This window comes from Rubrobacter marinus (genome assembly GCF_011492965.1).
GTDB classification, from domain to species: Bacteria; Actinomycetota; Rubrobacteria; order Rubrobacterales; family Rubrobacteraceae; genus Rubrobacter_F; species Rubrobacter_F marinus.
Genome location: NZ_CP045121.1, coordinates 367887 through 394185 on the forward strand (window position 1 = coordinate 367887; position 26299 = coordinate 394185).

Annotated in this window: 20 protein-coding genes and 3 pseudogenes; 22 read left to right on the plus strand and 1 reads right to left on the minus strand. The window is 69.1% G+C overall.

Annotation, left to right across the window (positions count from 1 at the left end):
- The first annotated feature begins 189 nt into the window (after positions 1–189).
- The 7 genes and pseudogenes from GBA65_RS01955 (at position 190) to GBA65_RS01975 (ending at position 5551) form a co-directional block, all read left to right on the plus strand.
- Positions 190–600 (plus strand): organic hydroperoxide resistance protein, encoded by a 411-nt coding sequence (locus GBA65_RS01955; RefSeq protein ID WP_166395143.1) that lies wholly within the window; start codon positions 190–192, stop codon positions 598–600.
- 74 nt (positions 601–674) lie between these two features.
- Positions 675–1073 carry a nuclear transport factor 2 family protein gene (locus tag GBA65_RS01960; RefSeq protein ID WP_207956069.1) on the plus strand — a complete coding sequence of 133 codons (399 nt, stop codon included), beginning with the start codon at positions 675–677 and terminating at the stop codon, positions 1071–1073.
- The gene (locus GBA65_RS25735) at positions 1073–1486 is read left to right on the plus strand and encodes a thiamine pyrophosphate-binding protein (RefSeq protein WP_323127108.1); all 414 of its coding nucleotides are present in this window, start codon (positions 1073–1075) and stop codon (positions 1484–1486) included. Before GBA65_RS01960 ends, GBA65_RS25735 begins: the two co-directional genes overlap by 1 nt.
- Positions 1450–2856 carry a thiamine pyrophosphate-binding protein gene (locus GBA65_RS25740; protein ID WP_323127069.1) on the plus strand — a complete coding sequence of 469 codons (1407 nt, stop codon included), beginning with the start codon at positions 1450–1452 and terminating at the stop codon, positions 2854–2856. Before GBA65_RS25735 ends, GBA65_RS25740 begins: the two co-directional genes overlap by 37 nt.
- 91 nt (positions 2857–2947) lie before the next feature.
- Positions 2948–3994, plus strand: a pseudogene (locus tag GBA65_RS25980) (AMP-binding protein); the annotation flags it as partial.
- A 376-nt stretch (positions 3995–4370) separates the two neighbouring features.
- Complete coding sequence (locus GBA65_RS25985; protein ID WP_407691034.1) at positions 4371–4523, plus strand: hypothetical protein; 153 nt, start codon at positions 4371–4373, stop codon at positions 4521–4523.
- A 155-nt stretch (positions 4524–4678) separates the two neighbouring features.
- Complete coding sequence (locus GBA65_RS01975; protein ID WP_166395145.1) at positions 4679–5551, plus strand: alpha/beta fold hydrolase; 873 nt, start codon at positions 4679–4681, stop codon at positions 5549–5551.
- Between the two features lie 68 nt (positions 5552–5619).
- Here the strand turns inward: GBA65_RS01975 and GBA65_RS01980 are convergent, their stop codons facing one another.
- Complete coding sequence (locus GBA65_RS01980) at positions 5620–7404, minus strand: thiamine pyrophosphate-binding protein (protein ID WP_207956071.1); 1785 nt, start codon at positions 7402–7404, stop codon at positions 5620–5622.
- Positions 7405–8059: 655 nt separating this feature from the next.
- Here GBA65_RS01980 and GBA65_RS01985 point away from each other — a divergent pair.
- From GBA65_RS01985 to GBA65_RS25990, 15 genes and pseudogenes are all read left to right on the plus strand, one after another.
- Positions 8060–9301: a lactonase family protein gene (locus tag GBA65_RS01985; protein ID WP_166395146.1), complete on the plus strand. Its 1242-nt coding sequence runs from the start codon at positions 8060–8062 to the stop codon at positions 9299–9301.
- Between the two features lie 561 nt (positions 9302–9862).
- Positions 9863–10438, plus strand: a complete 576-nt coding sequence (locus GBA65_RS01990) for a DUF4352 domain-containing protein (protein WP_166395147.1) — start codon at positions 9863–9865, stop codon at positions 10436–10438.
- A 485-nt stretch (positions 10439–10923) separates the two neighbouring features.
- The gene (locus GBA65_RS01995; RefSeq protein ID WP_207956072.1) at positions 10924–11733 is read left to right on the plus strand and encodes a glycosyltransferase family 2 protein; all 810 of its coding nucleotides are present in this window, start codon (positions 10924–10926) and stop codon (positions 11731–11733) included.
- Complete coding sequence (locus GBA65_RS02000) at positions 11730–12446, plus strand: TIGR04282 family arsenosugar biosynthesis glycosyltransferase (protein ID WP_166395149.1); 717 nt, start codon at positions 11730–11732, stop codon at positions 12444–12446. Before GBA65_RS01995 ends, GBA65_RS02000 begins: the two co-directional genes overlap by 4 nt.
- Before the next feature lies 1 nt (position 12447).
- Entirely contained in the window at positions 12448–14034 is a 1587-nt protein-coding gene (locus GBA65_RS02005; protein WP_166395150.1) for a molybdopterin-dependent oxidoreductase, read from the plus strand.
- Position 14035: 1 nt separating this feature from the next.
- Positions 14036–15199 (plus strand): NAD-dependent epimerase/dehydratase family protein, encoded by a 1164-nt coding sequence (locus tag GBA65_RS02010; protein WP_166395151.1) that lies wholly within the window; start codon positions 14036–14038, stop codon positions 15197–15199.
- A complete protein-coding gene (locus tag GBA65_RS02015) occupies positions 15196–15918 on the plus strand; it encodes a class I SAM-dependent methyltransferase (RefSeq protein ID WP_207956073.1) in 723 nt (240 codons plus the stop codon). The genes GBA65_RS02010 and GBA65_RS02015 overlap by 4 nt, the downstream gene beginning before the upstream one ends.
- A gap of 19 nt (positions 15919–15937) precedes the next feature.
- On the plus strand, positions 15938–18373 hold the full coding sequence (locus GBA65_RS02020) for a YfhO family protein (RefSeq protein ID WP_166395152.1): 2436 nt from the start codon (positions 15938–15940) through the stop codon (positions 18371–18373).
- Positions 18367–19179 (plus strand): MTAP family purine nucleoside phosphorylase, encoded by an 813-nt coding sequence (locus GBA65_RS02025; RefSeq protein WP_166395153.1) that lies wholly within the window; start codon positions 18367–18369, stop codon positions 19177–19179. Before GBA65_RS02020 ends, GBA65_RS02025 begins: the two co-directional genes overlap by 7 nt.
- Before the next feature lie 109 nt (positions 19180–19288).
- A pseudogene (locus GBA65_RS23870) lies at positions 19289–19512 on the plus strand (response regulator); the annotation flags it as partial.
- A 78-nt stretch (positions 19513–19590) separates the two neighbouring features.
- A complete protein-coding gene (locus GBA65_RS23875; RefSeq protein WP_228282038.1) occupies positions 19591–19929 on the plus strand; it encodes a winged helix-turn-helix domain-containing protein in 339 nt (112 codons plus the stop codon).
- The gene (locus tag GBA65_RS02035; protein WP_166395154.1) at positions 19926–21173 is read left to right on the plus strand and encodes a sensor histidine kinase; all 1248 of its coding nucleotides are present in this window, start codon (positions 19926–19928) and stop codon (positions 21171–21173) included. The genes GBA65_RS23875 and GBA65_RS02035 overlap by 4 nt, the downstream gene beginning before the upstream one ends.
- A gap of 338 nt (positions 21174–21511) precedes the next feature.
- Entirely contained in the window at positions 21512–21694 is a 183-nt protein-coding gene (locus GBA65_RS02040; protein ID WP_207956074.1) for a DUF433 domain-containing protein, read from the plus strand.
- Between the two features lie 190 nt (positions 21695–21884).
- Positions 21885–23963, plus strand: coding sequence for a molybdopterin-containing oxidoreductase family protein (locus tag GBA65_RS02045; RefSeq protein ID WP_207956075.1), 2079 nt, complete (start codon positions 21885–21887; stop codon positions 23961–23963).
- Between the two features lie 729 nt (positions 23964–24692).
- Positions 24693–26176: pseudogene (locus tag GBA65_RS25990) on the plus strand (aldehyde dehydrogenase).
- Positions 26177–26299: the final 123 nt, after the last annotated feature.

Sequence of the window (26299 nt, forward strand, 5' to 3'; positions counted from 1 at the left end):
GCTCGCCGTCGGCGCGGGTAGCCCCGATTCCGGCCTCCTGGTCCCCGCGCGAGAGCCGGAGAAGCGCCGCCGGGCGCTCTCGGGGACGGCGAGCGCGATGCCCGGACTCATTGGGCTCGCGGGGACCGTCCGTGCCGCAGGAGGACCCCGGGGGTTCGTCTGCCGTGGCGGCAGGATAGGAGGAAGAAGGTGCAGAAGCTGTACAGCGCGAGCGCAACCGTGGAGGGCGGCCGCCAGGGCCACGTGGCGTCCTCGGACGGCGTGCTCGACATGGACCTCGCGATGCCGAAGGGGCTCGGCGGGCAGGGGACGAACCCCGAGCAGCTCTTCGCCGCCGGCTACGCGGCGTGCTTCGAGAGCGCCATACGGCTCGTCGCCCGTCAGGAGGGAGTAGACGTAAACGGGGTCAGCGTGACCGCGAACGTGGACATCGGCCACCCCCCCGACGGCGGCTTCGCGCTCGAGACCGAGCTTGTCGGAAGGATGCCGTCCCTCTCCAGGGAGGAGGCCGAGCAGATGATGGAGAAGGCCCACCAGGTCTGCCCCTACTCCAGGGCCACGCGGGGGAACATGCCCGTCAAGCTCCGCGTGGAAGCGTGAGCGAGGGGGGGCGAGGCACGGCTCGAGAACCCTCCCTCGCCGGGGAAGGAGCCGGGGCGCAGACCTCGAAGGGCGTGGAGACCGTCCGGGAGATGTATCGCCTGTTCGCCGAGCGTGACGACGGCGGTCTCCGCCGGCTGTTCGACCCAGGAGTAGAGTGGGTGCAGATGGAGGGCTTCCCCGGCGGGGGCCGCTACGTCGGGGCGGACGCCATCTTCGGCGGCGCCTTCGCCGGGCTCAGGGAGGACTGGGAGGGCTGGAGGGCCATCGTCGAGCGGTACCTCGACGCGGGCGAGTCCGTGGTCGCTCTGGGCTTCTACGAGGGGACTCACCGGGGCACCGGCAGGCCCATGCGGGCGGAGTTCGCGCACCTCGTGGAGCTCGGGGACGGCCGCATCGTCCGGTTCGTCCAGTACACGGACACGTTCAAGCAAGCCGAGGCCGCGGGCCTCATCCGGGAGGGACGGGCTTGATGCCGAGAGATCGACGGGAGGAAGTGATGGAGGCGACGACGGCCCCTGCCAGGACCGGCTCGCGTACGGGCGCCCGCCTGGTCGCGGAGTTTCTGGCGCGCCGGGGGGTAGGGAGGATCTACGGCCTCTGCGGGGGGCACGTCCAGCCGATCTGGGACGAGGCCGCGCGGGCCGGCATCAGGGTCGTGGACGTGCGCCACGAGTGCGCCGCCGTGTACATGGCGCACGCCGAGGCGGACCTCACGGGGTCTTTGGGTGTGGCGATGGTGACCGCCGGTCCCGGGCTGACGAACGCCATCACGGGCATCGCCAACGCGAGCGTCTCCCGCTCCCCGTCCTCGTCGTCTCGGGGCGGCCGCCGCGTCCGCAGGCCGGGATGGGGGCGCTTCAGGACATCCCGCAGGGGGAGTTGATCCGGCCGATCTGCCGCAGGGTCGAGTCCGTCTACGAGAGCCACCACATCCTCCCAAGGCTGGAGGCCGCGATGCGCGCGGCCGAGGGCGTCGGGACCCCGGCCGGCCCGGCGTACATAGACTTCCCCACGGACCTCCTCCGGGCGGACATCCCCGACGCGGACGTCGACGAGCTGTTCTTCGAGCCGCGTCCCGGGGAAGGGGTCGTGCCTCCCGAGGAGGCGGTCGCGAGGGCGGCCTCCGTCATACGGGAGGGGAGGCGCCCGCTCGTCATCTCGGGCAAGGGCGCGAGGGCGGCCGGCAAGGAGCTCTCGGACTTTCTCGAGGCCAGCGGCGCGCTGTACCTCGATACGGCCGAGAGCCGCGGGGTGATACCCCTGGATCACCCCGCCTCCGTCCCCGCCTCGCGCGCGAAGGCCATGTCGGAGGCGGACGTCGTCGTCACGGTCGCGCGTAAGCTGGACTTCCAGCTCGCCTACGGCTCCAGGGCCGTGTTCTCGGACGACGCGAAGTTCGTCAGGCTGGGGGCGAGCGGCGACGAACTCTTCGACAACCGCCGCGGCGACGCGGAGATCCTGGGCGACGTCGCCGCGTCCTTGAGGGCGCTGACCGGAGCGGGCGCCGCCCCCGAGCGGCCGGATGCGGAGTGGATCGAAGCCCTCAAAGCCTACGACCGCGAGAAGGGCGAAAAGTTCGTCGCCCGGATGGGGGAGCAGCCCCCGGGCTCGGACGGCTACATGCATCCTGCGTCCCTTCTGGCGGCGGTCAACGAATTCATCGACGAGGACACGATCGTGGTGGCGGACGGCGGGGACATCCTCTCGTTCGCCCGGGGGGGCTTGAGGGCGGAGACCTACCTGGATCCCGGTCCTCTGGGATGCCTCGGCGTCGGGGTGCCGTTCGCGAACTCGGCGGCCCTGAACTTCCCCGATCGGCGCGTGATCGCGGTGGTCGGGGACGGCTCGTTCGGCCTGACCGCGATGGAGATCGACACGGCGGTCCGCCACGGGGCACGCGCCGTGTTCGTGGTGGCGAACAACGAGTCGTGGGCGATCGAGCGCAACGACCAGATCGTCGGGTACGGCGGCAACCTGGTCGGCGTGGACCTTCCCGGCTGCCGCTACGACCGGGTGGCCGAGGGGCTCGGATTGTACGCCGAACGGGTCGAGAAGGCGGAAGACCTGCCCGGCGCCCTGGAGCGCGCCTTCGCGAACGCCCCGGCCCTGCTGAACGTGGCGGTCACGAAGGAGGCCGAGTCGCCCGACTTCAAGAACGGGCTGGCCTGGGTGCCCGACCGCCAGGCCCTGGAGGTCTGGGACCGGGCCGAGAAGGGCCGGTACGCCGGCAACGGGGAACAGAGCCAGACGTAGGAGAAGGCAACCGCGGGGAAAGGAAGGCCATCGCATGGGATCGCTCACGACCTTGACGACAGAGGTAAAGGACGGCTGGACGATCGGCAACATGCTGTCCCGCCAGGCCAGGGAGAGACCGGACTCCCGGCTCTGGGGTGGCAGACCGAGGAGCCGCTCTCCTACCGGGAGCTCTACGAGCGTTGCCTGCGCGTCGCCGGGGGCTGAGGGGACTGGGCGTCGAGGCCGGCGACAAGGTCCTGATCATGCTGCCCAACAGCATCGAGATCGTGCTGTCGTGGTTCGGCACGAACCTCCTGGGGCCGCCGAGGTCCCCATCAACATCCACTACAAGGAGGGTTGGCTCACCCACGAGGTGAACGACTGCGGGGCGCGCGTGGCGATCGTGCACCAGGAGTACCTCCCGAGGTTCGAGAAGGTCACAGGCGACCTGGAGGGCCTGGAGAAGATCGTCGTGGTAGGCGATGGCGGGGCCGATGGGCGCGCGAATAGTTCCCTGGAGATGCGCTCCTGGGGCGAGCTGGAGGGCGCGGAGGCCCTCCCCGAGCCCGCCGAGACCCGCTTCTACGACACGATGGGCATCCTGTACACGTCCGGCACGACGGGACCCTCGAAGGGGGTCGTGCTCCCGTACGGGGTCAGCGGCATCTTCGCCCAGGCCGTCATAGACAATGCGCACCTGACGAGCGACGACGTCGGCTACGTCTGCAACCCGCTCTTTCACGGGAACGCGCAGTTCATGCAGGTCCTCCCGGTGCTGCTTGCCGGGGGGCGCGTCAGCATTTGGCCGAAGTTCACCGTCTCCGGCTGGCTCCGGCAGATACGGGAGTGCGGCGCGACCATAACCAACACGATCGGGGTGATCCTCCAGTTTATCTACGGTCAGCCCGCGCGCGACGACGACTGGGACAACCCGCTTCGGCGGGTGCTCGTCCAGCCGGCGCCGAGCGACATCGTCGAGGATTTCGAGGAGCGGTTCGGGTTGAAGTGCCTGGAAGGCTACGGCATGACCGAGATAGGCGTCGTCACGTACCGGAACATGGACGACCCCCTGCGCCCCGGTGCCGCCGGAAAACCGCTGGAGAAGTGGTTCGACGTCAAGATAGAGGATCCCGAGACCGGCGAGCCGCGAGGCCCCGACGAGCTCGGCGCGATCGTGGTGCGCCCCAAGTCCTCGGGCATCCTCATGAAGGGGTACAACAACCTCCCCGAGAAGACCCTGGAGGCCTGGCGCGACCTGTGGTTCCGCACCGACGACATGGCGAAGCTGGACGAGGAGGGCTACCTGTACTTCGCCGACCGGGCGAAGGACGTCATTCGCCGCCGGGGGGAGAACATCTCGTCGTTCACCATCGAGAGCATCCTGAACAACCATCCGTCCGTGAAGGAGGCCGCCGCGTTCGCCGTGCCGTCGGACCTCGGCCCGGGGCGGAGGACGAGGTCAAGGTCTGCGTCGTGCTGGATGGGGGGAGAAGCCGGACCCGGCGGAGCTCCACGAGTACTGCGCCGACAGGATGCCGTACTTCGCGGTCCCCCGCTACATAGAGTTCGTCGCGGAGATACCCAAAACGCCCAACCAGAAGGTCAGGAAGAGCGTGCTCAGGGAACAGGGCATCACCCCTGATACGTGGGACAGTGAGGCGGCGGACGTTCGGGTGCGCAAGTAGGAGTCCGTCCGCCGCCCGACTACTCCTGTAGCGGCCTACGCGACGCGAGAAGTCGTGTCTGCGAACCCGGGCGAGGCGCGCGGGCTACGGCTGGCGAAGGTCTCGAAGGGGCGTCCGTAAGGCCTCTTGGATGATGTGATGAGGGGGCGCGAGGTATGGACTGGAATCACGGGTACGCCCGGGCGAACGGGATCGGGGTCCACTACGTTCGCCATGGGGCTGGCATGCCGCTCGTGCTGCTGCACGGGTGGCCCGAGTTCTGGTACGTCTACCGGAAGAACATCCCCGTTCTGGCCGAACGCTTCGACGTTGTAGTGCCCGACCTCAGGGGGTTCGGCGAGACCGAGAAGCCCGGCCTGCCCGATCCCCCGAGCCGGCTCCTCGACGCGCTGGTGGAGGACTTGAGGGGGCTCGCGGATTCTCTGGGGATAGAGCGCTTCGGTCTGGTCAGCCACGACTTGGGCTCCTTCGTCGCCCAGGCCTTTGCCAGGAAGTACCCGGGGAGGCTCCTGGGCCTGTTCTTCTTCCACTGCGCCTACCCCGGCATCGGGAAGCGCTGGATCGAGCCGCGGAGCGTCAAGGAGATCTGGTACCAGTCGTTCAACCAGCAGCCGTGGGCCGCGTCCCTCGTCGGCCGGGACCGCGAGACGTGCAGGACTTACATCAAGCACTTCCTCGACCACTGGGCGCACGAGCCCGGCCGCTTCGACGAGGACCTGGAGGCCTGGGTGGACAACTTCATGAAGCCGGGCAACCTCCAGGGCGGCTTCGACTGGTACAGAGGCATCGACGAGGCGAGGACCGAGATCTGGCGGCACGGGCCACCGAAGCTGCCGAAGATAGACGTACCTACCCGCTTCTACTGGGGCGAGGAGGACCCCCTGATCAAGCTCGAATGGGCGGACCGCCTCGGCGACTACTTCTCGGACTATTCCTTGAAAGCCGCCCCGGGCGCCGGGCACTTCGTCCACTACGAGCAGCCCGAGGCGGCCAACCGCGAGATCATGGACTTCTTCTCCGCAAGGTAGCCGGGCCGTGCTCGCCGCGGCGCACGACCCGGAGCAGGTCGCGCGACCGGCTCCGGGTCTCGCCCTCGTCAACCCCTGGTCGGCTCTTTCTGCGAGACCTGCTCCGGGGCTTTTGTCCCCTTGCGGCGTTCGAGCTCCGCGTCGTTCCACGTGTTGAGCGCCTGGTAGTCGGCGACGAAGCCAAGCCCCTTCTTGGCGTCGGACGAGACGGCCTCCCTGCTGACGAGGACGTCGAGCAGGGCGGGCGCGTTGTCCAGGGCGCGCCGGAGCGCGTTGGGCAGGTCCTCGGGGTCGGTTACCCTTTCTCCGTAAGCTCCAAAAGCCTCTGCCATCCGGGCGTAGTTGGCCTCCCCCAACTCGGTCCCGACCACCAGCCCGTAGTTCGTGGCCTGGTCGTAGCGCTCGATGTTCCACGCGCCGTTGTTGGCGACGATGAACACGGCGCCTGCCCCGTGGCGCACCGCCGTGTCTACCTCCATCGCGTTGAGGCCGAACGCACCGTCGCCGTTAACCGAGATCACGGTCCTGTCCGGATAAGCGAGCGCCGCCGCGACCGCGAAGGGTGTCCCGACCCCGAGGCAGCCGAGGGCCCCGGAGTCCAAGTAGGTCCTCGCGTCGAGGCCGGTGCGCGCGAAGCTCAGCAGGTCTCCGCCGTCGGCGATGCCGATCCAACCTTCGTCCAGGCCGAGCTCGCGGATGGCGTGGAAGATCCGGTTCGGGTGCATGCGGCCGTCCTCCCCGTCGGGCGCCTCCGCCAGCGCCGCGCCGGCGGCTTCCCGCCGCTCGACGTGCTTCGCCCGAAGTCCCTCCGTCCACTCGGCGTCCAGGTTGCCCTTTCGGCCCTCGAGCTCGTCGGAGAGCGCGTCCAGCGTCAGCGAGGTATCCGCGAGGATCTCGACCTCGCCCCGTCGGTTGTCGTAGAGCTCCCCCGCGGCATCCGCCATGCGGATCAGGCGCGCCTCGGGGAACACGGCGGGGGAGCCGTAGCCGACCTGATAATCCAGCTTACGCCCCACCACGAGGACCACGTCGGCCTGCGCCATCACGGCGCCCCGCACCGCGCCCGCGATCGAGGGGTGCTCGGCGGGCACCAGCCCCCGGCTCTCCTGCGTATCGAGGTACAGCGCCCCGGAGGCGTCCAGGAAACGCACGAGCGAGTGGGCGGCCCGGCGCGCGCCGCGTCCGGCGATGACGGCGGGGCGCCGGGCGGAGCCGAGGATCTCCGCGGCCTCTTCCACCATCGACGGGTCCGGCAGGATTTTTCTGCGGGGCTTCGGCCTGAGGTACTCGTCGAGCACCAAGGCGGGGCTCACGCGCTCGCGCAGCACGTCGGTGGGGATCTCCACGTAGACGGGGCCGGGCTCGCCGCCGTCGCCAGAGGCGAGGGCGAGCGCCTCGTCGAGCTCCCTCAACACCTGCTCGCCCACCCGCAAGGTGCGCGCCCTGCGGGTGATCGGGGCCAGAATCTCGACGTGCGGCAGGTCCTGCAACGGGCCCATGTTCACCTGCGGGCGAGGGGGGCAGCCGCCGATGATCAAGAGCGGTATCCGCGAGACGTGCGCGTTCGCCACGGCCGTGACGGTGTTGGTGACACCGGGGCCCGCCGTCACCATCGCCACGCCGAACCCGTCGGTGAGCTCGGCGTGCGCGTGAGCCATGTGTACCGCGGATCGTTCGTCGCGGACATCGACGATCTCCACGCCCAACCGCGCCGCCCCGTCCCAGATGGGCTGGATGTGGCCGCCTTGCAGACCGAAGAACCGGCGCACGCCGCGTTCGCGAAGGAACCGCGCGACCAGAGTGGCAACGGACGGGGCACCGTCCGCGGCCCCTACCGCCACGTCCGGCCTCACCGCGGCACCTCTACACCAGGCGCGTTCCCCGGTCCGGGTCTCTTATCCACCACCTCGGCGCGTTCGAGGCGCACGTCCATGATCCGGTGACTCGGCCGCGCGTCAGTCTGTTGCACGCGTCCTCCATGCTTCGAGGGCTGGCCGGTCGCGCAAGCATCTCTTCGGGAGCGGCTCCCCCACTCAGTAACGGTTGCTGCCTCCATTTGCTCCTCCTCCCAATGCCACGGACCGGGGCCACCGATTCGGGCCTCCCCGTTCACGACCGGCTCCGCCACCAAGAGCCGTACAAACCCTCCCGACACAAGCAACCAGTATAACGAACCGCGCGTTCGGTGCGTACACGTCCGCCGGACCACGACGGAAGCCCACACCTCCGACCGCCCGGCCAGACGCAGGAGCTTGCCACCCAATTTACTAGACCGGCCGGTCTCGGTCGCCATGAGGCGTTGGAAGACGCAATAGACCTTTAAGCGGCGCGTAATTCTTTCTTAAGCTTCTTCTCTTACCTTGATCGGGCATGGGCTTTTCGTCGAAGCTCGAGGGGAGGTGGAGCCCGAGGATAGACGGTAAGAGCCGAAAGGCCGGCCGCAAACCCCGCGGACCGCTCGGAAGAGCCGGTCGGCACGGGTAATTTCGTTCTAGTTAAGAGGTGTAGATGTACCGTATGGAAGTGCGCTCCGTCCACGAGAGGAGCCTGGCTCTGGCCGGGACCCTGTTGCTGGCGCTGGTGCTGTCTGCTTTCGTTGTGGGGGGCGTCAGGCCCGCCGCGGCGCAAGAAGGGACCGCGGCGCAACAGGCGGCCGGCTTCACGCCGGGCGCCGTGTTCGGGATGTCCAACGACGCGGACGGCAACGAGGTGGTGGCCTTCAACCGCGGCGCCGACGGTCGCCTCGAGCCCGCGAGCACGTTCGAGACCGGCGGCACCGGCAGCGGCACGATCGAGGACTCCGCCAACGGCCTCATCCTCGCCAACCGAGGAGGGGAGTCGTCGCCGAACAACCTGCAAGGGGCGCCCCGGTTCCTGTTCGCCACCAACGCGGGGAGCGACTCGATCTCCGTGTTCCGCGTCGAGCCCGACGGGCTGGAGCTTGTCGACGTGGAGCCGTCGAACGGCCAACGCCCGACCAGCTTGACGGTTAGCAGGGGCGTCGTCTACGTCATGAACTCCGGAGGGTTCATGTGCTCGGGCACGGAAGGGACGCCGAGCATCACGGGCTTCAGGCTCGACGAAGGGGGCGAGCTCACGCCGATCCCCGGCTCGACGCGCCCGTTGAGCGGCGCACCGACGTACGGCTGCAACCAGGTATCTTTCAACAAGTCCGGCGACGTCGTCGTCGTGACCCAGCAGCAGGCCGACGTCATCGACACGTTCACCGTCAACAAAGACGGCACCCTGAGCGGGCCGACACCTCAGCAGTCCATCGGCAACGGGCCGTTCGGTTTCGCGTTCACCCAGCGCGACCAACTCGTCACCACCGAGAACTTCGGGGCGGCGCCCGGTCAGGGGGGTGCGGCGTCCTACGACGTCGAGCGCGACGGCACGCTCACGCCCTTGAGCCCGACGGTGCGCAACGGGCAGTCCGACACCTGCTGGGTCGTGATCACCGACGACAACCGCTACGCCTACGCGGCTAGCTTCGGGGACGACGGCGCGATCTCCAGCTACCGGGTCGAGCCCGACGGTAGCCTCGTCCTCCTCGACAGCCAGGAGGAGACCACCGGAGCCGGCACGGCGGATTCTACCCTCAGCGGGGACAGCAAGTACCTCTACGTCCGCAACTCCAACCGCAACACGATCACGGCGTTCCGGGTCGAGAACGACGGGGGCCTGACCCGCATCCAGGAGGTGCCGTCCGGGTTGCCTTCCGGCGGCGCCCTCGGCATCGCCGCCAAGTAAGAGCGACGTCCCGAACGACGTAGACGCGCCGTACCGGATGCGCGTTCGAAGACCCGGCGGAGGCAGGCAGCACGGCTGTCGGACCCCCGCTGGGGGCGGGCTGATCGGGGCACGGGAAACCTGCCCCGGTTGGGCCACAACGCAAGCGACGTACCGCAGGGAAGAGGAGTAAGCGATGGCGGAGAAGCTCGCGCGGTCGGCGGCGGAGCTTGTGGGTCGCCCGACCTGTTCAGCTTCTCGTAAGGAATAGGCAAGGGACGCCTGAGAGCTCCCGCGCGGATTCGAACGGATGGACCGAACACGAAGGAGCGTCAGCGATGCAGGACTCGGAGGCCGTACTGAGAGAGCGAGGAACGGTTGCCGGAGGGTGGGCGCGGAACCCGGAACGGGTCGAACGCATTCCCCGATCGGCTACCAAACGAAAGAGCGGCGAAAGGCTGAGAAAGTTGGCGTTGATGACGGTGGTGCGCATGATCGGACCCCGATGAGGGGCCTGGCGCAAAGCCGGTCGCGTACCCGCGGGCCGGCCCTTCTCCGAGAAACGACGATAGGGGGCTGTGCATGAAGCGAGGGCTCGTTCTATTAGCGCTGGTACTGGTGCCGATGCTGGGGGCGTGCGGCCCCGGGATCGGCGGCTCCGCCGAGACCACGGCGGAGAAGGCGACGGAGAAGGTCCCGGGGAGCGAGGGTCCGGCGGGCACCAGGAAGGGCACCATAGCGCTGGCCGTCGGCGAGACGGCGACGACCACAAAGGCCGGGAACATGCTGACCGTACACTCCTACGAGTCGCCGGTGACTCCGGCGGGCTCCTCCCGGCCCGAACCCGGTTACGAATTCTCGGCCGTCGAGGCCGAGGGCTGCGCCAGCCGGGCCACCGAGAACTACAGGATGGTCGTAGGCCCGTCGGGCTTCGCCCTCGACATGCCGGACGGCACCCGCCTGCGGCCCGATGCCCGCATGGAGGACATGACGGTCAAAGAACCGGCACTGATGAGCGCGGAGCCCGGCCTCGGCGAATGCCAACGTGGCTTCGTCGTCTTCCAAACGCCGGAAGGCGAGAGGCCGGAGCGCGTGACCTTCGAGGACCCGTTGACGACCGAGACCCCGGTCGTCACGTGGAGGGTCCCGACCGAGTAGGAGGCGTGCCAACGGACCGCTCCCGCCCGCAGCCCGGACGAAGCGAGCCCTAAAGACCTCGATGCCAACGACTGTGCGAGAGGACCCGGGAGAAGTACGCAAGCAAGAGGTCGCTCTTCCTCCGGCCACGCGCCCCCCGTCATAGCCCTGGCTCTCGCGCTCCTGGGCTGCGGCGCCGGGCAGAGCGCGCCCGAACGGGGTGCTCGCGAGGGGACGGCCGGGCAGGGTGCCCCCGAAGAGGAGAGGCTGCCCCCGCCGCCCGAGCCGAGGCCCCACCGTTTATCGAAGGACCGCATGGGCCAGCGGTCGAAGGGTCGGCGCCGCGTCGGCTCGGCTGCCCCAGCGTACGCCAGCCCGACTCCGTAGCCTTCGAATCTTCGACCAGCCGTACTCTTAAGCATTCCGTAAGAAGTATGCAAGGGCTGCGTAAGAACCGCCCCGTAGATTGGTGACACATGGAGAACACGAGAACACATGCGGAAGACGTGCGCACGACGGGAACGTTCGCGGCGGCGAGACGCATCGACCGTACCGGCGAAAACGACGCGTCGCGAGCCCGCTCCCTCGTCCGCGTCGCCGCCGTTATCCCGGCGTTGAACGAGGCCCCTTCCATAGCCGGGGTCGTCGGGAAGCTGCGCGACGGGCGGGCCGTCGCCTTCTGCCGCATCGTCGTGGTGGATAACGGCTCGACCGACGGGACGGGGGAGCGGGCTCGCCGGGCCGGAGCGACGGTCGTGCGCGAGGAGAGGCGCGGCTACGGTTACGCCTGCCGGGCCGGGGTGCTCGCCGCCGGGGACGCCGACGTGATCGTCCTGCTCGACGGCGACGCCGCCGACGAGACGAGCGACCTGCCCCGCCTCCTCGAGCCTCTGCTGGGGGACCGGGCGGACCTGGTCGTCGGCTCCCGCGTGGCGCTGCCCGGCTTGCGAGAGCCCGGCTCGATGACCCCCCAGCAGGTCCTCGGGAACCGCCTCGCGACCTTTCTGATACGCCTCCTCTACGGGACGGAGGTCACGGACCTCGGGCCCCTGCGCGCGATCCGGCGGGAGGACCTGCTCGCGCTGGGGATGGGGGAGATGACCTACGGCTGGTCGGTGGAGATGATGGCGAAAGCCATCCGGGCGGGCTACCGCTACCGCGAGGTCCCCGTGACGTACCATCGCCGCGTCGGCGTCTCCAAGGTCGGCGGCACCCTCTCGGGCAGCCTCCGCGCCGGCTGGTGCATCATCTCCGCGACGCTACGCTACTCCCGCTGGCTGCCAAGAGTACCCGGTGAGCGGGGCGAGATCCGATGAGGGACGCTCTGTACATCGCCGCCAAGGCGCCCCGGGCCGGGTTCGCCAAGACGCGCCTCGGCCGGGAGATAGGCCACGAGCGGGCCGTGGCGTTCTACGCGGCGTTCCTGTCCGACCTCGCCGCGCGTTTCGCCGATGCCCCGTTCCCCCTCGTCTGGTACGTGACGCCGTCCGACGCTTGGGCGGACGTCGCGCCGCTCGTCGGCGCGGAGGCGGAGCAACCCGACCGCGTCCTGGACCAGGGAGAGGGCGACTGGGCCGAGCGGCAGGGGCGGCTCTTTCGCGGCGCGGAGGCCCGCGGGGAGGAGCGCGTGGTTCTCATGGCCTCCGACTCGCCCCACCTCCCCGTCGCGGTCGTGGAAGGGGCCTTCCGCGAGTTGAGGAGGCACGACCTCGTCCTGGGGCCGGTCCACGACGGGGGCTACTACCTGGTCGGGATGTGCCCCTCTGCTGCGCGTCACGACGTCCTCGGCGTCCCCATGAGCACCGCGACCGTCCTCGGGGACGTTGTGGCTAGGGCGGAGAGCTTGGGCCTCTCCGTCGGCCGCGTCGCGCCCACCTTCGACGTCGACGAGGCCGAGGACCTCGAACGGCTTCGGCCGCTTGCCCTCGCGTGCGACGACCTGCCCGCGACCCGCGCCGCCTTCTCCGAGGCGTCGGGGCCTCCGGCTCGAGCCATCCCCGAAGAGAACCACGCCCTACAGGAGGTATGAGATGATCCGCGAGCGTCTGTTCAGAACGATCTTCGCGGGGCTGTTGACCGGCCTCGTCGCCGCGCTTCTGATGACCCTGGTGATGGCGCTCTTGCGCTACTCTTTGGGCTTCGCGTCGACCTTCGAGATGTTCGGGGACCGCTTCGCCCCCCTCCTCCCGGTCGACCTGTTCCTCAGGCTCCAGGGCATCCTCGGCGGCTACGACCAGATGAAGGGGCTCGGCGTCGGCTCCGTCATCGCCGGGCAGATAATCGTAGGCTGCACAGGCGGCGCGCTGTACGCCCTCGTCGTCGAGCGAGACCCCGCACGCAGGAGGGCCCCCGGCATCACCCGCCGCGGCATCCTTTTCGTAGCGCTCGTCGTCGGGCTGGCCTGGCTCGGCACCCTGGCGCTGCTCCGGCCGGTACTCGACACCAACTTCCGCGGCTCCCCGCCGGGGCCCGCCTCGGTCATGACCGTCCTCGCGCTGCTCTTCTCGTTCGTCGTCTTCGGGCTGACGCTCGTGCTCGTCTACCGCGCCATCACGAGAAGCGAGTCGAGCGACGAGGGGGCCTCAGCGCCGGCCGGCGGGAGGCTCATCGGGCGACGGGCGTTCCTTGCGGGGGTCGCCGGGCTGGGCTTCGCGCTGGTCTCCGGTGAGTTGTTCCGGCGCCTCTTCGACCGGGCGACCTTCTCCTACGACGGCCTGACGTACGGAGGGCCCGGCCTGCAGGCGATCACGCCGAACGACCAGTTCTACGTCGTCACCAAGAACGTCGTCGACCCGCTCGTCGAGAGGTCCGCCTGGCGCTTGGGCGTTACCGGGCTCGTAGACGACCCCAAAACGTACACCTTCGAGCAGATAGCGTCGATGCCGAGCGTGGAGCAGGAGACGACTCTCTCTTGCATCAGCAACCCGGTGGGCGGCGAGCTGATGAGCAACGCGATGTGGAAGGGCGTGCCGCTGCGGGACCTGATCGAGGCGTCGTCGCCCCGGGAGGGCGTCGTGGAGGTCGTCCTCCACGCCGTCGACGGCTACACGGATACGTTCTCGTTCGAGAAGGCCCTTGATCCCACGACGCTCGTCGCCTACGAGATGAACGGCGAGCCGCTCCCCGACCGCCACGGCTACCCGGCGCGCATCCTTGTGCCGGGCCTCTTCGGCGAGAAGAACGTCAAGTGGGTCACGCGCATCGAGCTCGTGGACCACGACGCGAAGGGCTTCTACGAGACGCAAGGGTGGGGCCCGAACTTCGTACAGCCGACCCGCTCGCGCTTCGACGCCCCCGACTTCGCCCGGCCGCTGCGGGCGGGCCAGACCGTCGGGCTCCTCGGCATCGCCTACGGCGGCGACCGCGGCGTCTCCAAGGTCGAGGTCTCGACCGACGACGGGCGGAGCTGGCGGGAGGCCAGGATCGACCACCAGGGCTCGAAGCTGGCCTGGTCCGTCTGGAGCCACGACTGGCGGCCGGAGGGACCCGGTGAGTACCGCCTCGTGGTGCGCGCGACCGACGGCGAGGGCGAGCTACAGACCTCGGAGGTTCGCCGGGTCGGCTCGGGGATGGGCGCGACCGGCCTGCACAAGGTCACCGCGCGCGTGGAGGCCTAGGGTGACCACCGGCCGGAGAAACGGCGAACGAGCCCTCGTGACCGGCGGGGCCGGGCTGATCGGCTCCCACCTCGCGGACGGGCTTCTGAAGGAGGGTTACAGGGTCCGCATCCTCGACAACCTCGAACCCCAAACCCACCGCAACGGTAAGCCCGCCTGGGTGCCGAAGGAGGCCGAGTTCCTTCACGCCGACGTCCGGGACCCAAGGGCCCTGCGCCCGGCTCTCGAAGACGTAGACCTCGTCTTCCACGAGGCGGCCTACGGCGGCTACATGCCCGGGATCTCGAAATACGTCGAGGTCAACTCCTTGGGCACCGCCCGGCTCCTCGAGACCATCCGCGACGAGAACCTGCCGATCAGGAAGCTCGTCGTCGCTTCCTCCCAGGCCGTCTACCGCGAGGGCGCTGGCCTCTGCGCCCAGCACGGTCTCGTCTTCCCCGAGAGTCGACCCGTCGAGGATCTCGCGCGCGGGGATTACGCCGTCCGCTGCCCGAAGCTCCGCTGCGGCGAGCCCGCGCAGCCGACCACGACCCCCGAGGAGGCGCCCACGGGCGGCGAGACGGTCTACGCCATAACCAAGGCGGAAGGGGAGAAGCTGGCCCTCACCTGGGGACGCGCCACCGGCATCCCGACCGTGGCCCTGCGCTACTCCTGCACCTACGGGCCGCGACAGTCGATCTTCAACCCGTACACGGGCGTCATCGCGATCTTTGCCACCCGCCTGCTGAACGGCCGCCCGCCCGTGCTGTACGAGGACGGGGAACAGACCCGCGACTTCTGCTACGTCGAAGACGTCGCCCGCGCCAACCTCCTCGCCGCGGCCACCGACGCCCTGGACGGCTCGGCCGTGAACGTCGGGAGCGGCAGGGCGACGACCATTCGCCGCGTGGCACAGACCGTCGCGGCCGCCCTGGGGGTTGCCATCGAGCCCGTGGCGAGGGGCGAGTACCGCCCCGGGGAGATGCGTCACCTCACGTCGGACGTCTCGCGCATCCGGGCCGCAGGCCATACGCCGCGGGTGGACCTCGAAACGGGGATAGAGCGGTACCTGGACTGGATCGCGACCCAGGGAGACGTGCGCGACTACTTCGCCGCCGCCGAAGAGGTCCTGCGGGAGAAGCGCATCGTCCATCGGGCCGCAGCGGCCCCGAGGGCCGTCCGATGATGGACGCTCGCCTCCCGGGCATAGGGGGCTTGCCGCCCGGAACCCATCCCGTCGGGGAGAAGGAGAGCCTCTTCGAACGCTTCCCCTGGCTCTACGCCTTCTGCCGGGACCACCTCTTCCAGGACGACACCCCCCGGATAACGCGGGCCCTGTGGCCCTCGGGAGCCCCGGGTGAAGGCAGCGTTCTGCTGGAACTGGGCTGCGGGCCGGGGTTCTACGCCCGGCGCCTCGCCGGCGACCTACCGCAGCTCAGGGTCACCGGCATCGACCTCTCGGGGAAGCAGCTCGAGCGCGCCCGGGCGCTCGCGACGGCAGACGGGCTGGGTAATTGCTCCTTCGAGAGGGGAGACGTATACGATCTGGACCGCCCGGATGCCTCGGCCGGCGCCCTGGTCGCCTCGCGGCTCTTCACGATACTTGCCGACCGGGAGACCGCGCTTGAGGAGATGCACCGCGTGCTGGAGCCCGGTGGGCGCTGCTTCGTGGCCGAACCGTGCTCCGCCTTGCGGGCCTCGGTGCCGCTCCACGCGATGTGGATGCTCGCGGGAGCCCTGACCTTCCTCGGCGACAAGCCCCGCGCCTACCAGGAGCCGGCCAGGGTCTCCGTGATGACCGGCGGCGAGTTCGACGCACTGATAGCGTCCCAGCCCTGGAAAGACGTACGCCGCTGGCAGAGCGGTCGCTACCGGTACGCCGTCTGCGAGAAGGGCGGGGGCTGAAGCGGGACACGTGGCGCCGATGACGAAGTTCGTCCGCTTCCGGCTGCTCCCCGCTCCCCCCCTTGCGGACGCAGCCGCGGTCTTCTCCCTGCTCGTCCTCACGGCCGTCGCCGCGTGGGACACCCTTCAGCCGGGCGAGACTTTCGTTGGCGCGGACGCCGCCACGCAGTTCTACCCCTGGTACGCCTTTCTCGGCGAGAGCCTGCGCTCCGGCGACGTGCCGGGCTGGAACCCGCACCAGTTCTCGGGGACGCCCTTCGCGGCCGACCCCCTCTCCGGCTGGTCCTACCTGCCCGCCATGCTGCTCTTCACCGCCCTGCCTCCCCTCGCCGCCGCCAAGGCCTACGCACTCTTCCACCTGCTCCTCGCCGGTTGCGCCACCTATGCCCTCGCGCGGGTCTTGGAGATGGGCACGGCGGGCGCGCTTCTCTCGGCCGTCTCGTACGAGTTCTCGGGTTTCCTGTACGTCGAGAACACGTGCTGCTTCGCTTACGCCAGCGTCATGGCCTGGCTCCCGTTCGCCTTCCTCGGGGCGGAAGGGGCGGTTTCGAGCGGTAGCCGGCTGAACAGAGCTTTGTGGTGGGGGGTATCGGGGCTGGCCTTGAGCCAGATCCTCGCCGCCTGGCTCGGACAGGGCTCCTACTACGCGCTGCTGGCCCTGATGGGCTACGTGGCCTACCGCACCGTCGTCTCACCGCCCGGTCGCGGTGTTTACGCTCGTCTCTCGGGGACCGTTCTGCACGCGGGGGGCATCCTCGTGTTCGGGTTCGGGCTCGCCGCCCTGGGCCTGCTCCCCAGGCTGGAGTACAACGCGCTCTCGAACCTGGCCGGTGGATACCCCGACGCCAAGGGGGCCGGCGGCTGGACCGTGGAGGACTGGCGCCTCCTGCTGGAGCCCGGTCTGTTCTACGCCGGCGTAACCGTCCTGGCCCTCGCCCTCGTCGCCCCGTTCATCGCCCGCGGACGCTCCGCGACGCCCTACTTCGCCGGCCTCTGCCTGGCCGCGCTAGTCCTCTCCGGGGCGGAGCCCACGCCGCTGCACTCGGCGCTGAGCTTGTTGCCCCGCTTCGGGCAGCTACACCCGCACTTCCCGGAGCGCGCGATGGTCGTCTTCTTCCTCGGGGCTGCCCTGCTGGCCGGGGCCACGCTCTCCCGCCTCGGGGAACCGGGCAAAAAAGTCGGTCCTCTACTCTCCTTACCGGCCCTGGCTACGCTCTTGTTGCTGGCGACCCGGGTTCCTCCTTCCGCCGCGCTTCTCCTCGCTCTTACGGTCGCCAACGTGCTCGCGGCGGCTTATGCGCTGCTTCCCGGCCGGCGCGCACTCTGGCGTGGGCTCGCGGCCGGGGCTCTGGCGTTCGTGGTCTTTTCGGATCTGTTCGCGGCCGGAAAGGCCACGCTCGTCGAGCACGGGGAGGCCCAGGGTGGATCTAGGCTGGAGGATAGGGTTCGGCAGATCGACCTGGCGCAGTACTACCGGCCCACGGACGCTGCCCGGTTTCTCGGATCCAGGGCCGCAGAGCCGTCGCGCTATCTCGGGTACGGCCCCCGAACCCGTCCGAGGCGTTCCCTGTCTTCCCCCGTGCGGTTCGCGGACCCCGAAACACAGGCACTGGGGGTAAACAACCGGGCGATGACGTCGGGGCTGCAGAGCACGGGGGGCTACAACGCGGTCCGCCTCGCCCGGTACGACGAGTACATGAGGGCGCTCAACGCGAAAGGGCAGGATTACCACTACGCGGACGTGTTCGAGGGCGGCCTCGACTCGCCGCTGCTCGACCTCCTCAACGTGCGGTACGTGATCGTACCCGCCGGAACGCCCCCCGACGGAGGCGAAGGCGTGCAGAACCTCAAAGACGCGCATCCCACGGTCTACGAGGGCGACGGGCTTGAGGTGCTGGAGAACCGCGGGGCGCTGCCGCGGGCCTGGATCGTCCACTCGGCCAGACGGGCCGAACCGGACGAAGCGTTGGGCTTGTTGGCCTCCGGCGCGGTCGACCCCGGAGAGACCGCGCTCCTGGAGGAGACGCCCCCGGGGTTGGCCCGGCCCGTGGACGCCTCGTCCGACCGGGCCCGGGTGACGGAGCACGGGGCGGACCGGATCGAACTGGAAACGACGACCGGCGCGCCGGGCTTACTCGTGCTGAGCGAGACGTACTACCCGGCGTGGAAGGCTTACGTCGACGGCCGTCCCGCGCGGCTCTACAGGGCGGACCACCTGCTGCGCGCCGTGCCGGTGCCCGCGGGTGAGCATTCCGTAGAGCTCCGTTACGAATCGGCCACGCTGCAGCTAGGCATCGCCGTCTCGTCGGTGGTGGGCGCGATCCTCGTCGCTCTCGCCGTCGCCGCCGTGGTCCGGCGCCGCAAGAAGGCCGGCCCCAGAACGGCCGCCGTACGATATTCCATGTCGAGGAGCAACGGACCACCAGCGCCGGTCCAGGGAGGGGCTCGATGGTAGACGTCGGCATGATTATGGGGTCCGGGATCTACGACCTGCCCGGAGCCGCGGAGCTTCGCCGGGTATGGACCCGCTTCGGGGAGGTGGAGCTCTTCCTGAGGGTGGTCGGGCCGTGGAAGGTCGGCGCCGTCTCGCGTCACGGCGAGGGGCACCGTCACCTGCCGCACACAGTCCCTCACCGGGCGCACCTTCTGGCCTTGAAAGAGCTCGGTGCGAGGGCGGTGGTCGCGACCACCGCCGTCGGGGCGGTGGACCCGGGGCTTCGCCTCGGGAGCCCCGTCGTCTTCGACGACCTGTTCTTCCCCGAGAACCGTCTCCCGGGCGGCGAGCCCTGCACGGTGTTCACCGACCCGGGCGACGGGGAGCGGGGCCACCTCGTAACGCGCGAGCCCTTCGCCCTGCGCCTCAGAGCCGCGGTCGAGCTCGCCGCGAGGTCTCTAGGCCTGGAGCCGACCGTCGGCGGCGTCTACGGCCACACCAACGGCCCAAGGTTCGAGACCGCGCCGGAGATACGCATGCTCCGAGCCGCAGGGGTGACGGCCGTGAGCCAGACCTCGGGTCCCGAGGCGGTGCTCGCCGGGGAGCTCGAGATTCCCTACGCCCTCGTCGGCCTCCCGGTGAACTACGCGACCGGGGTCGCCGGGGTGCGGCAGGAGCCGAGGGAGGAGCTCGACCGCCTCCTCGCGCTGTCGGCCGAGACCCTCCCCCGGATCGTCCTCCGGACCGTGGAGATGCTGGAGAGGAAGGATCTCACGTTCGACCACGGTTACGTCTACCGCGTCGAGGGGGGCGTAGGAAAGGGATAATGCTCGAACGTCACGCACGCTACAATAATCCGGGGGACGCGGGAGGACGGGAGTTGCGGTGCCGAAGATTCTGGTGGTAGACGACGAGCCCAACATACGCGAGGTCGTGGTGCGCTACCTCAGGCGCGACGGCCACACCGTCGTCCAGGCCGCCGACGGCGAGGAGGCCTTGGAGCTGTACCGCAGAACCCGGCCCGACCTCGTCGTGCTCGACCTGATGCTCCCAAGGTCGGAGGGCTGGAGGTGTGCCGGCGCCTCGGCGTGGAAGGACGGGTGCCGCTTATCATGCTGACGGCCAGAGGTGAGGAGGAGGACAGGATCGTGGGCCTCTCCCTGGGCGCCGACGACTACGTGGTCAAGCCCTTCTCCCCGCGCGAGCTGGCCGCCCGCGTGGAGGCGGTCCTGAGAAGGGTGAACGCGGCTCCGGAGGCGGAGACGACGCAGGCGGTCCTCGAGTTCGACGGGTTGCGCGTCGACCCCAACACGCGGGGCGTCACGGTACGGGGCGAGCCCGTCGTACTCACGGCCCGGGAGTTCGACCTGCTCCACCACCTTGCGAAGAGCCCGGGGAGGGTGTACACGCGTGACCAGCTTATGGAAGCGGTGTGGGACTTCGCCTTCAGCGCCGAGAACAGCACCGTCACGGTCCACGTCCGTCGCCTGCGCGAGAAGATAGAGACCGACCCCGCCCACCCGCGTTACCTGCAGACCGTGTGGGGCGTCGGATACCAGTTCGTGGACGAGCGGTGAAAGCAGTCCGCTTCGTGGTCGTCGCGGCCCTCTCCTTTGCGGCCGCCCTGGGGGTGACGATAGCCTTCGCCGCGACCTTGTTCGGCGTCCCGAAGGAGGATCTTGCGGCGGTGGCGCTCGTCCTGCTCGAGGTGGGTTGCGGGGTGGGCCTCGCGGCGCTGTTCTTGATGCGGCCAGCCGTGCTCGGGCGTATAGGCGGCGTCAGGGCCCAGCTTCTGGGGGCCGGCCTGATCGGCAGCCTCCTGCTCCTCGGCACGACGCTGCTGGGGTCCCGGGCGATGTTCTTCTCCGGGCACGACCTTTCTATCTTGCTGACGATGCTGCTCTTCGCGGCGCTCCTGGCGGTCGGCATAGGCCTGTACTGGGCGGCCCCGATGGCCCGGCGCATCGAGGAGGTGCGGGAAGGGACCGCGCGGCTCGCGAGCGGGAAGCTCGACACGGAGGTGCCGGTCAAAGGCCACGACGAGGTCGCGGGCCTCGCGGTGGACTTCAACCGCATGGCCCGGAGGATCAGGGAGGCGGACGAGCGCGAGCGCGCGATGGAGGGGGAGCGGCGCGAGCTTATAGCCGCCGTCTCCCACGACCTGCGCACGCCCCTAACCGCGGTGCGCGCCCTCCTCGAAGCCGTCAACGACGGCGTCGCCGCCGACCCCGAGGTCAGAGAGCGCTACCTCTCCTCGGCTCAGAACGAGGTCACGCACCTCGGCCGGCTCGTGGACGACCTCTTCGAGCTCGCCCAGATCGACGCGGGCGCGCTCAGGCTCACCCTCGAACGGGCCTCGCTGCACGACCTCATCTCCGACACGCTCGCCAGCTTCCAGCCCGAGGCCGACAAGCGCGGCGTCCGCCTCCTCGGGGAGTTCTCAGACGGCATAGACCCCGTCCTGATCAACCCGCCCAAGCTCCAACGCGTACTGCACAACCTCATCTCCAACGCCCTGCGCCACACCCCCTCCGACGGCACGATCTTCCTGCGCGTCAAGCCCGAAGGGGAGGAAGCGGTGCGCGTGGAGGTGGAGGACACCGGCGAGGGCATCACCCCCGAGGTTCTGCCGCGCGTCTTCGAGCGCTCGTTCCGGGGCGAGGAGTCGCGCGCCCGCCCGAGGGACGGCGCCTCCCCGGGCGCCGGCCTCGGCCTCGCGATAGCCCGCGGCCTCATAGAAGCGCACGGAGGCTCGATACGCGCCGAGAGCCAGACGGGCGCAGGCTCGCGCTTCTGCTTCACGCTGCGCCGGGCGTCGTAAGCGGCGTTACGGACCCTGGCGGTCGCGAGGGCCGCGAGGCCTGTGTCGAATCGACGAGAGCCCCGATCCCGGTCCCAGGCCTCGACTCTTGGCTACGTTTCGGGCGCTACGCCTGGCGAGTTCACGTCGCCGAACTTCTCCGCCGTCAGAACGGCGTTCGGTGTGACCAAAACCTTGGGAGTCGCGGAGCATTGCGCCAAGATCGGGGACGTTCCCTTTTCGGTGCGGCTAGCGGTGGTCCGTAGCGCCGTGGATGAGCCGGCGGTCGTGCTGGCCGTCGCCGCGGGGGCGGCTTCTTTACACTCGCCCGGAAGTGGCCCGCACGGAGGAGAAACCCGATGGAAGAACGAAGGATCGTCTCCGGGGACCGGGAGGTCATGGGCGACAAACTCGTCTTCACCGGTACCTGTATCGAGGTCGAGACCCTTGTGGACTACCTCAAGGCCGGCCACGCCCCGGAAGGCTTCCCAACCGTCTCCCGCGAGCAGGCCGAGGCCTATTTGGAGACCACGATCTCCTAACGGGCAGGGCGACGTCGTTGACGGACATCTTCTCACGAATATATAGTGAACGTTACGAGCAGGGGGGGACGGCGGGTCCTTCCGGCCGGGTCAGGGGAATGGCTGATAGGAGGGGACGCATGGCTGCTACCACATCGCGCAACGGGACGAGGACCGTGATCGGGGCCTGTCCGCACGACTGTCCCGACACGTGTTCGATGATCATCACGGTCGAGGACGGGCGGGCGACGGGGTCCGGGGCAACCCCGACCACCCGTTCACGCGCGGCGCGCTGTGCGCCAAGACCAACGACTTCCACGAGAAGGTGCACAGCCCCGAGCGCGTGCTCTACCCGCTCAGGAGGGCGGGGCGCAAGGGGAGCGGCGAGTTCGAGCGGGTGGGCTGGGAGGACGCGCTCGGGGAGATCAAGGATCGGTGGGACGGCATCGTGGCCGAGCACGGCCCGACCGCCATCTTGCCCTACAGCTACCTCGGCACCGAGGGGATACTCAACGGCCTCAACGTCGGCGACGCGTTCTTCAACAAGCTCGGCGCGACCATCACCGAGCGGACCTTCTGCGACTCCGGTTCGTGCACGGCGTACATCATGACCTTAGGGCCGGCGGCGGGGATAGACCCCGAGAGCTTCAAGTACTCCAGGTACATCGTCCTGTGGGCCAGCAACCCGCTCAGCACCAGCATCCACCACTGGCCGTTCATCGCCGAGGCGCAGAAGAACGGCGCGAAGGTCGTGGTCGTGGACCCTGTCAAGACGCGCACGGCCAAACAGGCCGACTGGCACGTCCCGATAAGGCCCGGGACAGACGCCGCGCTGGCTCTGGGGATGATGAACGTGATCATCTCGGAAGGACTGATCGACCGCGACTACGTCGAGAACTACACGGTCGGCTACGAGGAGCTGGCCGAGAGGGCGGCCGAGTACCCGCCGGACCTCGTCGCCGGGATAACCGGCGTTCCGGCGGACGACATACGGAAGCTCGCCAGGGAGTACGCCACGCAGCAGCCCTCCGTAATACGCCTCGGCGTGGCGATCGAGCGCCATCCCGGCGGCGGCCAGGCGGTGCGGGCGCTCGCTTCCCTGCCGGCGCTCGTCGGGGCGTGGCGGCGCGTGGGCGGCGGGATCCTGCAGCTGCCCCTCTGGGCGTTCCCGATCAAGTGGGACGGGTTGATGCGCCCGGATTGGATCCGTCCGAACACGCGCGTCCTGAACCAGTGGCACCTGGGCCGGGCGCTGACCGGCGAGATGGACCTGGACCCGCCCATAAAGTCGCTGATGGTCTACAACTCCAACCCCGCCGTCGTCGCCCCCGAGCAGCGCAAGGTCCTCGCCGGCCTCGCCCGCGAGGACCTCTTCACCGTCGTCAGCGAGCAGTTCATGACCGACACCGCCCTCCACGCGGACCTCGTCCTGCCCGCGGCGACCCAGCTCGAGCAGTACGACATGATGTTCTCCTGGGGACACTTCTACCTGTCCCTCAACCAACCGGCGATAGACCCTCTGGGCGAAGCGGTGCCCAACAGGGAGCTTTTCCGCCGCCTCGCCGAGGCCATGGGCTTCGGCGACGATCCCCAGTGGCAACGCAGCGCGCGCCGATGCGCCATCGACGCCATCGACTGGGAGAGCCCGGTGATGGAGGGCATCGACATGGAGACCCTCGAGCGCCAGGGCTACGCGCGGCTCAACGTCGGCACGCCGGAGACCTACGCCCCCCACGCCGAGGGCAACTTCCCCACACCCTCGGGCAAGGTCGAGCTGAAGGCCTCGATGGCCGAGGGCGGTAACTTCGTGCTGCCGCTCTTCCGGCAGGGATCGAACGAGTTCCAGGCCGGCGAGCCGATCGACCCGCTGCCCCACTACGTCCCGCGCAGGGAGACCGCCGAAACCGACCCGCAAAGAGCGGCACGGTTCCCCCTCAGCATCCTGTCTCCGAAGAGCCACGCGTACCTCAACTCGATCTACGGCAACCGGCCCCGCCAGCAGAGGCTCTCCGGCGACCAGTTCGTGATGATCAACCCCGAAGACGCCGCCGCGCGCGACATCGGCGACGGCGAGGACGTGCGCGTGCACAACGACCGCGGCGAGTTCGACGCGCGGGCGCGCGTGACCGACGACGTCGCGCCCGGGGTCGTCGTCGCCCCGATGGGCTACTGGCGGACGTTCACCCGCACCGAAGCGACCGTCAACGCGGTCAACTCCGGCGAGTACGCCGACATGGGCCGGGCCCCTACCTTCTCGGACAACCTAGTCGAGGTTGCCCGCCGGCCCTGACGCGCGAGAGCTTCGAAGACGTCTGGAGGTCCGGTGAACGGCTAGCGTCGCCCGTGTCCCGGACCTCCAGGCGGCGGGATAGCACCCCCACGCTCGACGTATCACCCCGCCCATCCGGGCGTGGCCAGAAACCTCCAAGGCCTTCGAGCGTCGAATGATCTTACACACGGGCTCGGCCTTTCCGTCCAACATCGGCCCGAACCCGCCTACCTGAGCGGAAAACGCTCCCTCGTGTGTAAGATCAAGGTAACCCTCTTCTCTTCGCCTCGTGATGGCTCTCGCGGTGTCCCTCGGCGCACCGGAGTAGCGGTGCGCCGAGGGACACCGCAACAACCTCCACCGCCGCTACTTCAAGCCGCTCGCCGAGAAGGCCGGCCTGCCCGAGGAGGCGAGGCTCCACACGCTGGGGCGCAAACAGCACGGAATCGGTTCGGAAGAAGTTTGACACTCCACCTCTCGCGTTTGACAGATACAAACTATGTATATATTATGATGCACAGTTGTAGATATATGAGAACGTCGTGGTGGGGATGGCAGTGTATCGACAACGACTTCTGGAACAAGAAATAGTGTCTGCGCCAGACCGACAGCGGCGTGCTACTGGGTACGTGGTTTCGAATGGCTAGTTCGAGGCACGCAATTACGTGACTGCGCTTCGTACCCGACTGCGGTCCGAAACTGCAACGTGGGCATGCGAGTAAAACGCCCACGATCGTCAAGGAGACCTACATGTACAGGCAGACGCGGCTATTTATAGGTGGCGAATGGGTCAAGCCAGCCGGTACCGACGAGATCGTGGCGATCGATCCCGCAACCGAGGAGGAGTCGGGGCGCGCGCCGAGCGGTTCGCGCGCCGATATGGATCGCGCCGTCGCCGCCGCTCGTGCGGCGTTCGACGGCGGGCCCTGGCCCCGTATGTCTCCTGGGGAACGGGCAGATGTGCTTCGGGGCGCCGCCAAGAACCTACGCAAGCACGACGAGGAGATGGCCTACACCCTGACCTCGGAGATGGGCTCGCCCATCTCCCAGTCGCTCGGTGGGCAGATCCCGGTCGCCATCGACCTGTTCGAGTACTACGCGGGGCTCGCGGACGGCTTCGATTGGGAGGACCGCCGCCCGACGTACGACGCCATGAACGAGGGGCTGGAGATTCTCGTGCGGCGCGAGCCGGTGGGGGTGGTTGCCGCGATCATCCCCTGGAACGGTCCGCAGATCGTCGCGGCGATGAAGCTGGCGCCGGCGCTGCTCGCGGGCTGCACGGCGGTCTTGAAACCGCCCCCCGAGGCTTGTCTCAACTTTGTGCGCTTCGCCGAGGCCTTCGAGGAGGCGGGGCTGCCCGAGGGCGCGCTAAATATCGTTCCGGCGGGAGGGAGGTCGGGGAGTATCTGGTCACCCACGACGGGTGGACAAGGTCAGCTTCACCGGCAGCACCGACGCCGGACGCCGCATCGGCGGCTTGTGCGCCGAGCGGGTCCGGCCCTGCACGCTCGAGCTCGGCGGTAAGTCGGCGGCGGTTCTGCTCGAGGACGTGGATCTCGAAAAGGCGATGCCGGCGCTCGTTGCCCCGATGATGTTCATCTCCGGGCAGGCGTGCAACGCGCAGACCAGGATCCTCGCCCCCGCGGCCGCTACGACGAGGTGGTGGAGGCCGTGGTCGAGACCGTGGGGACGGTGCCCTTCGGGGACCCGCGCGACCCCGAGACCTTTGTCGGGCCGCTGGCGGCCGAGCGCCAGCGCGATCGGGTCGAGTCCTACCTCGAGGTGGGAAGAAGGAAGGCGCGCGGGTGGCGCTAGGCGGCGGCCGTCCGTCCGATTTCCCCAAGGGCTGGTACGTCGAAAAGACGGTCTTCAGCGACGTCGACAACTCGATGCGCATCGCGCAGGAGGAGATCTTCGGTCCGGTCTACGTCGTCATCCCGTACGACGGCGCGGACGACGCCGTGCGCATCGCCAACGATTCGAGGTATGGCCTGGCCGGCAGCGTCTGGACCGAGGACGTCGACGCGGGGCTCGGGGTGGCGGGACGGATCCGCACGGGAGGACTCGGCGTCAACTGCTACAACCTCGACTGCGCGGCCCCCTTCGGCGGCTACAAGGAGTCCGGCCTGGGGCGCGAGCGCGGGCCCGAGGGTCTGGTGCCGTACCTGGAGACCAAGTCTATCCTGGTCCCGGAAGCCGGTGGCGTCGCGGAAGAGGAACCGGATCTCGTCTGAGGCCTCCGGTGCGAGCGAAGGAGGGTGGAGGGGCTTCGATCGTGCTCGATGCAATGCATCTACGGCCATTCCCCATACCTGCGGATGGCCAGATGCAGTATCAACCACGCGAATGGGACCTGT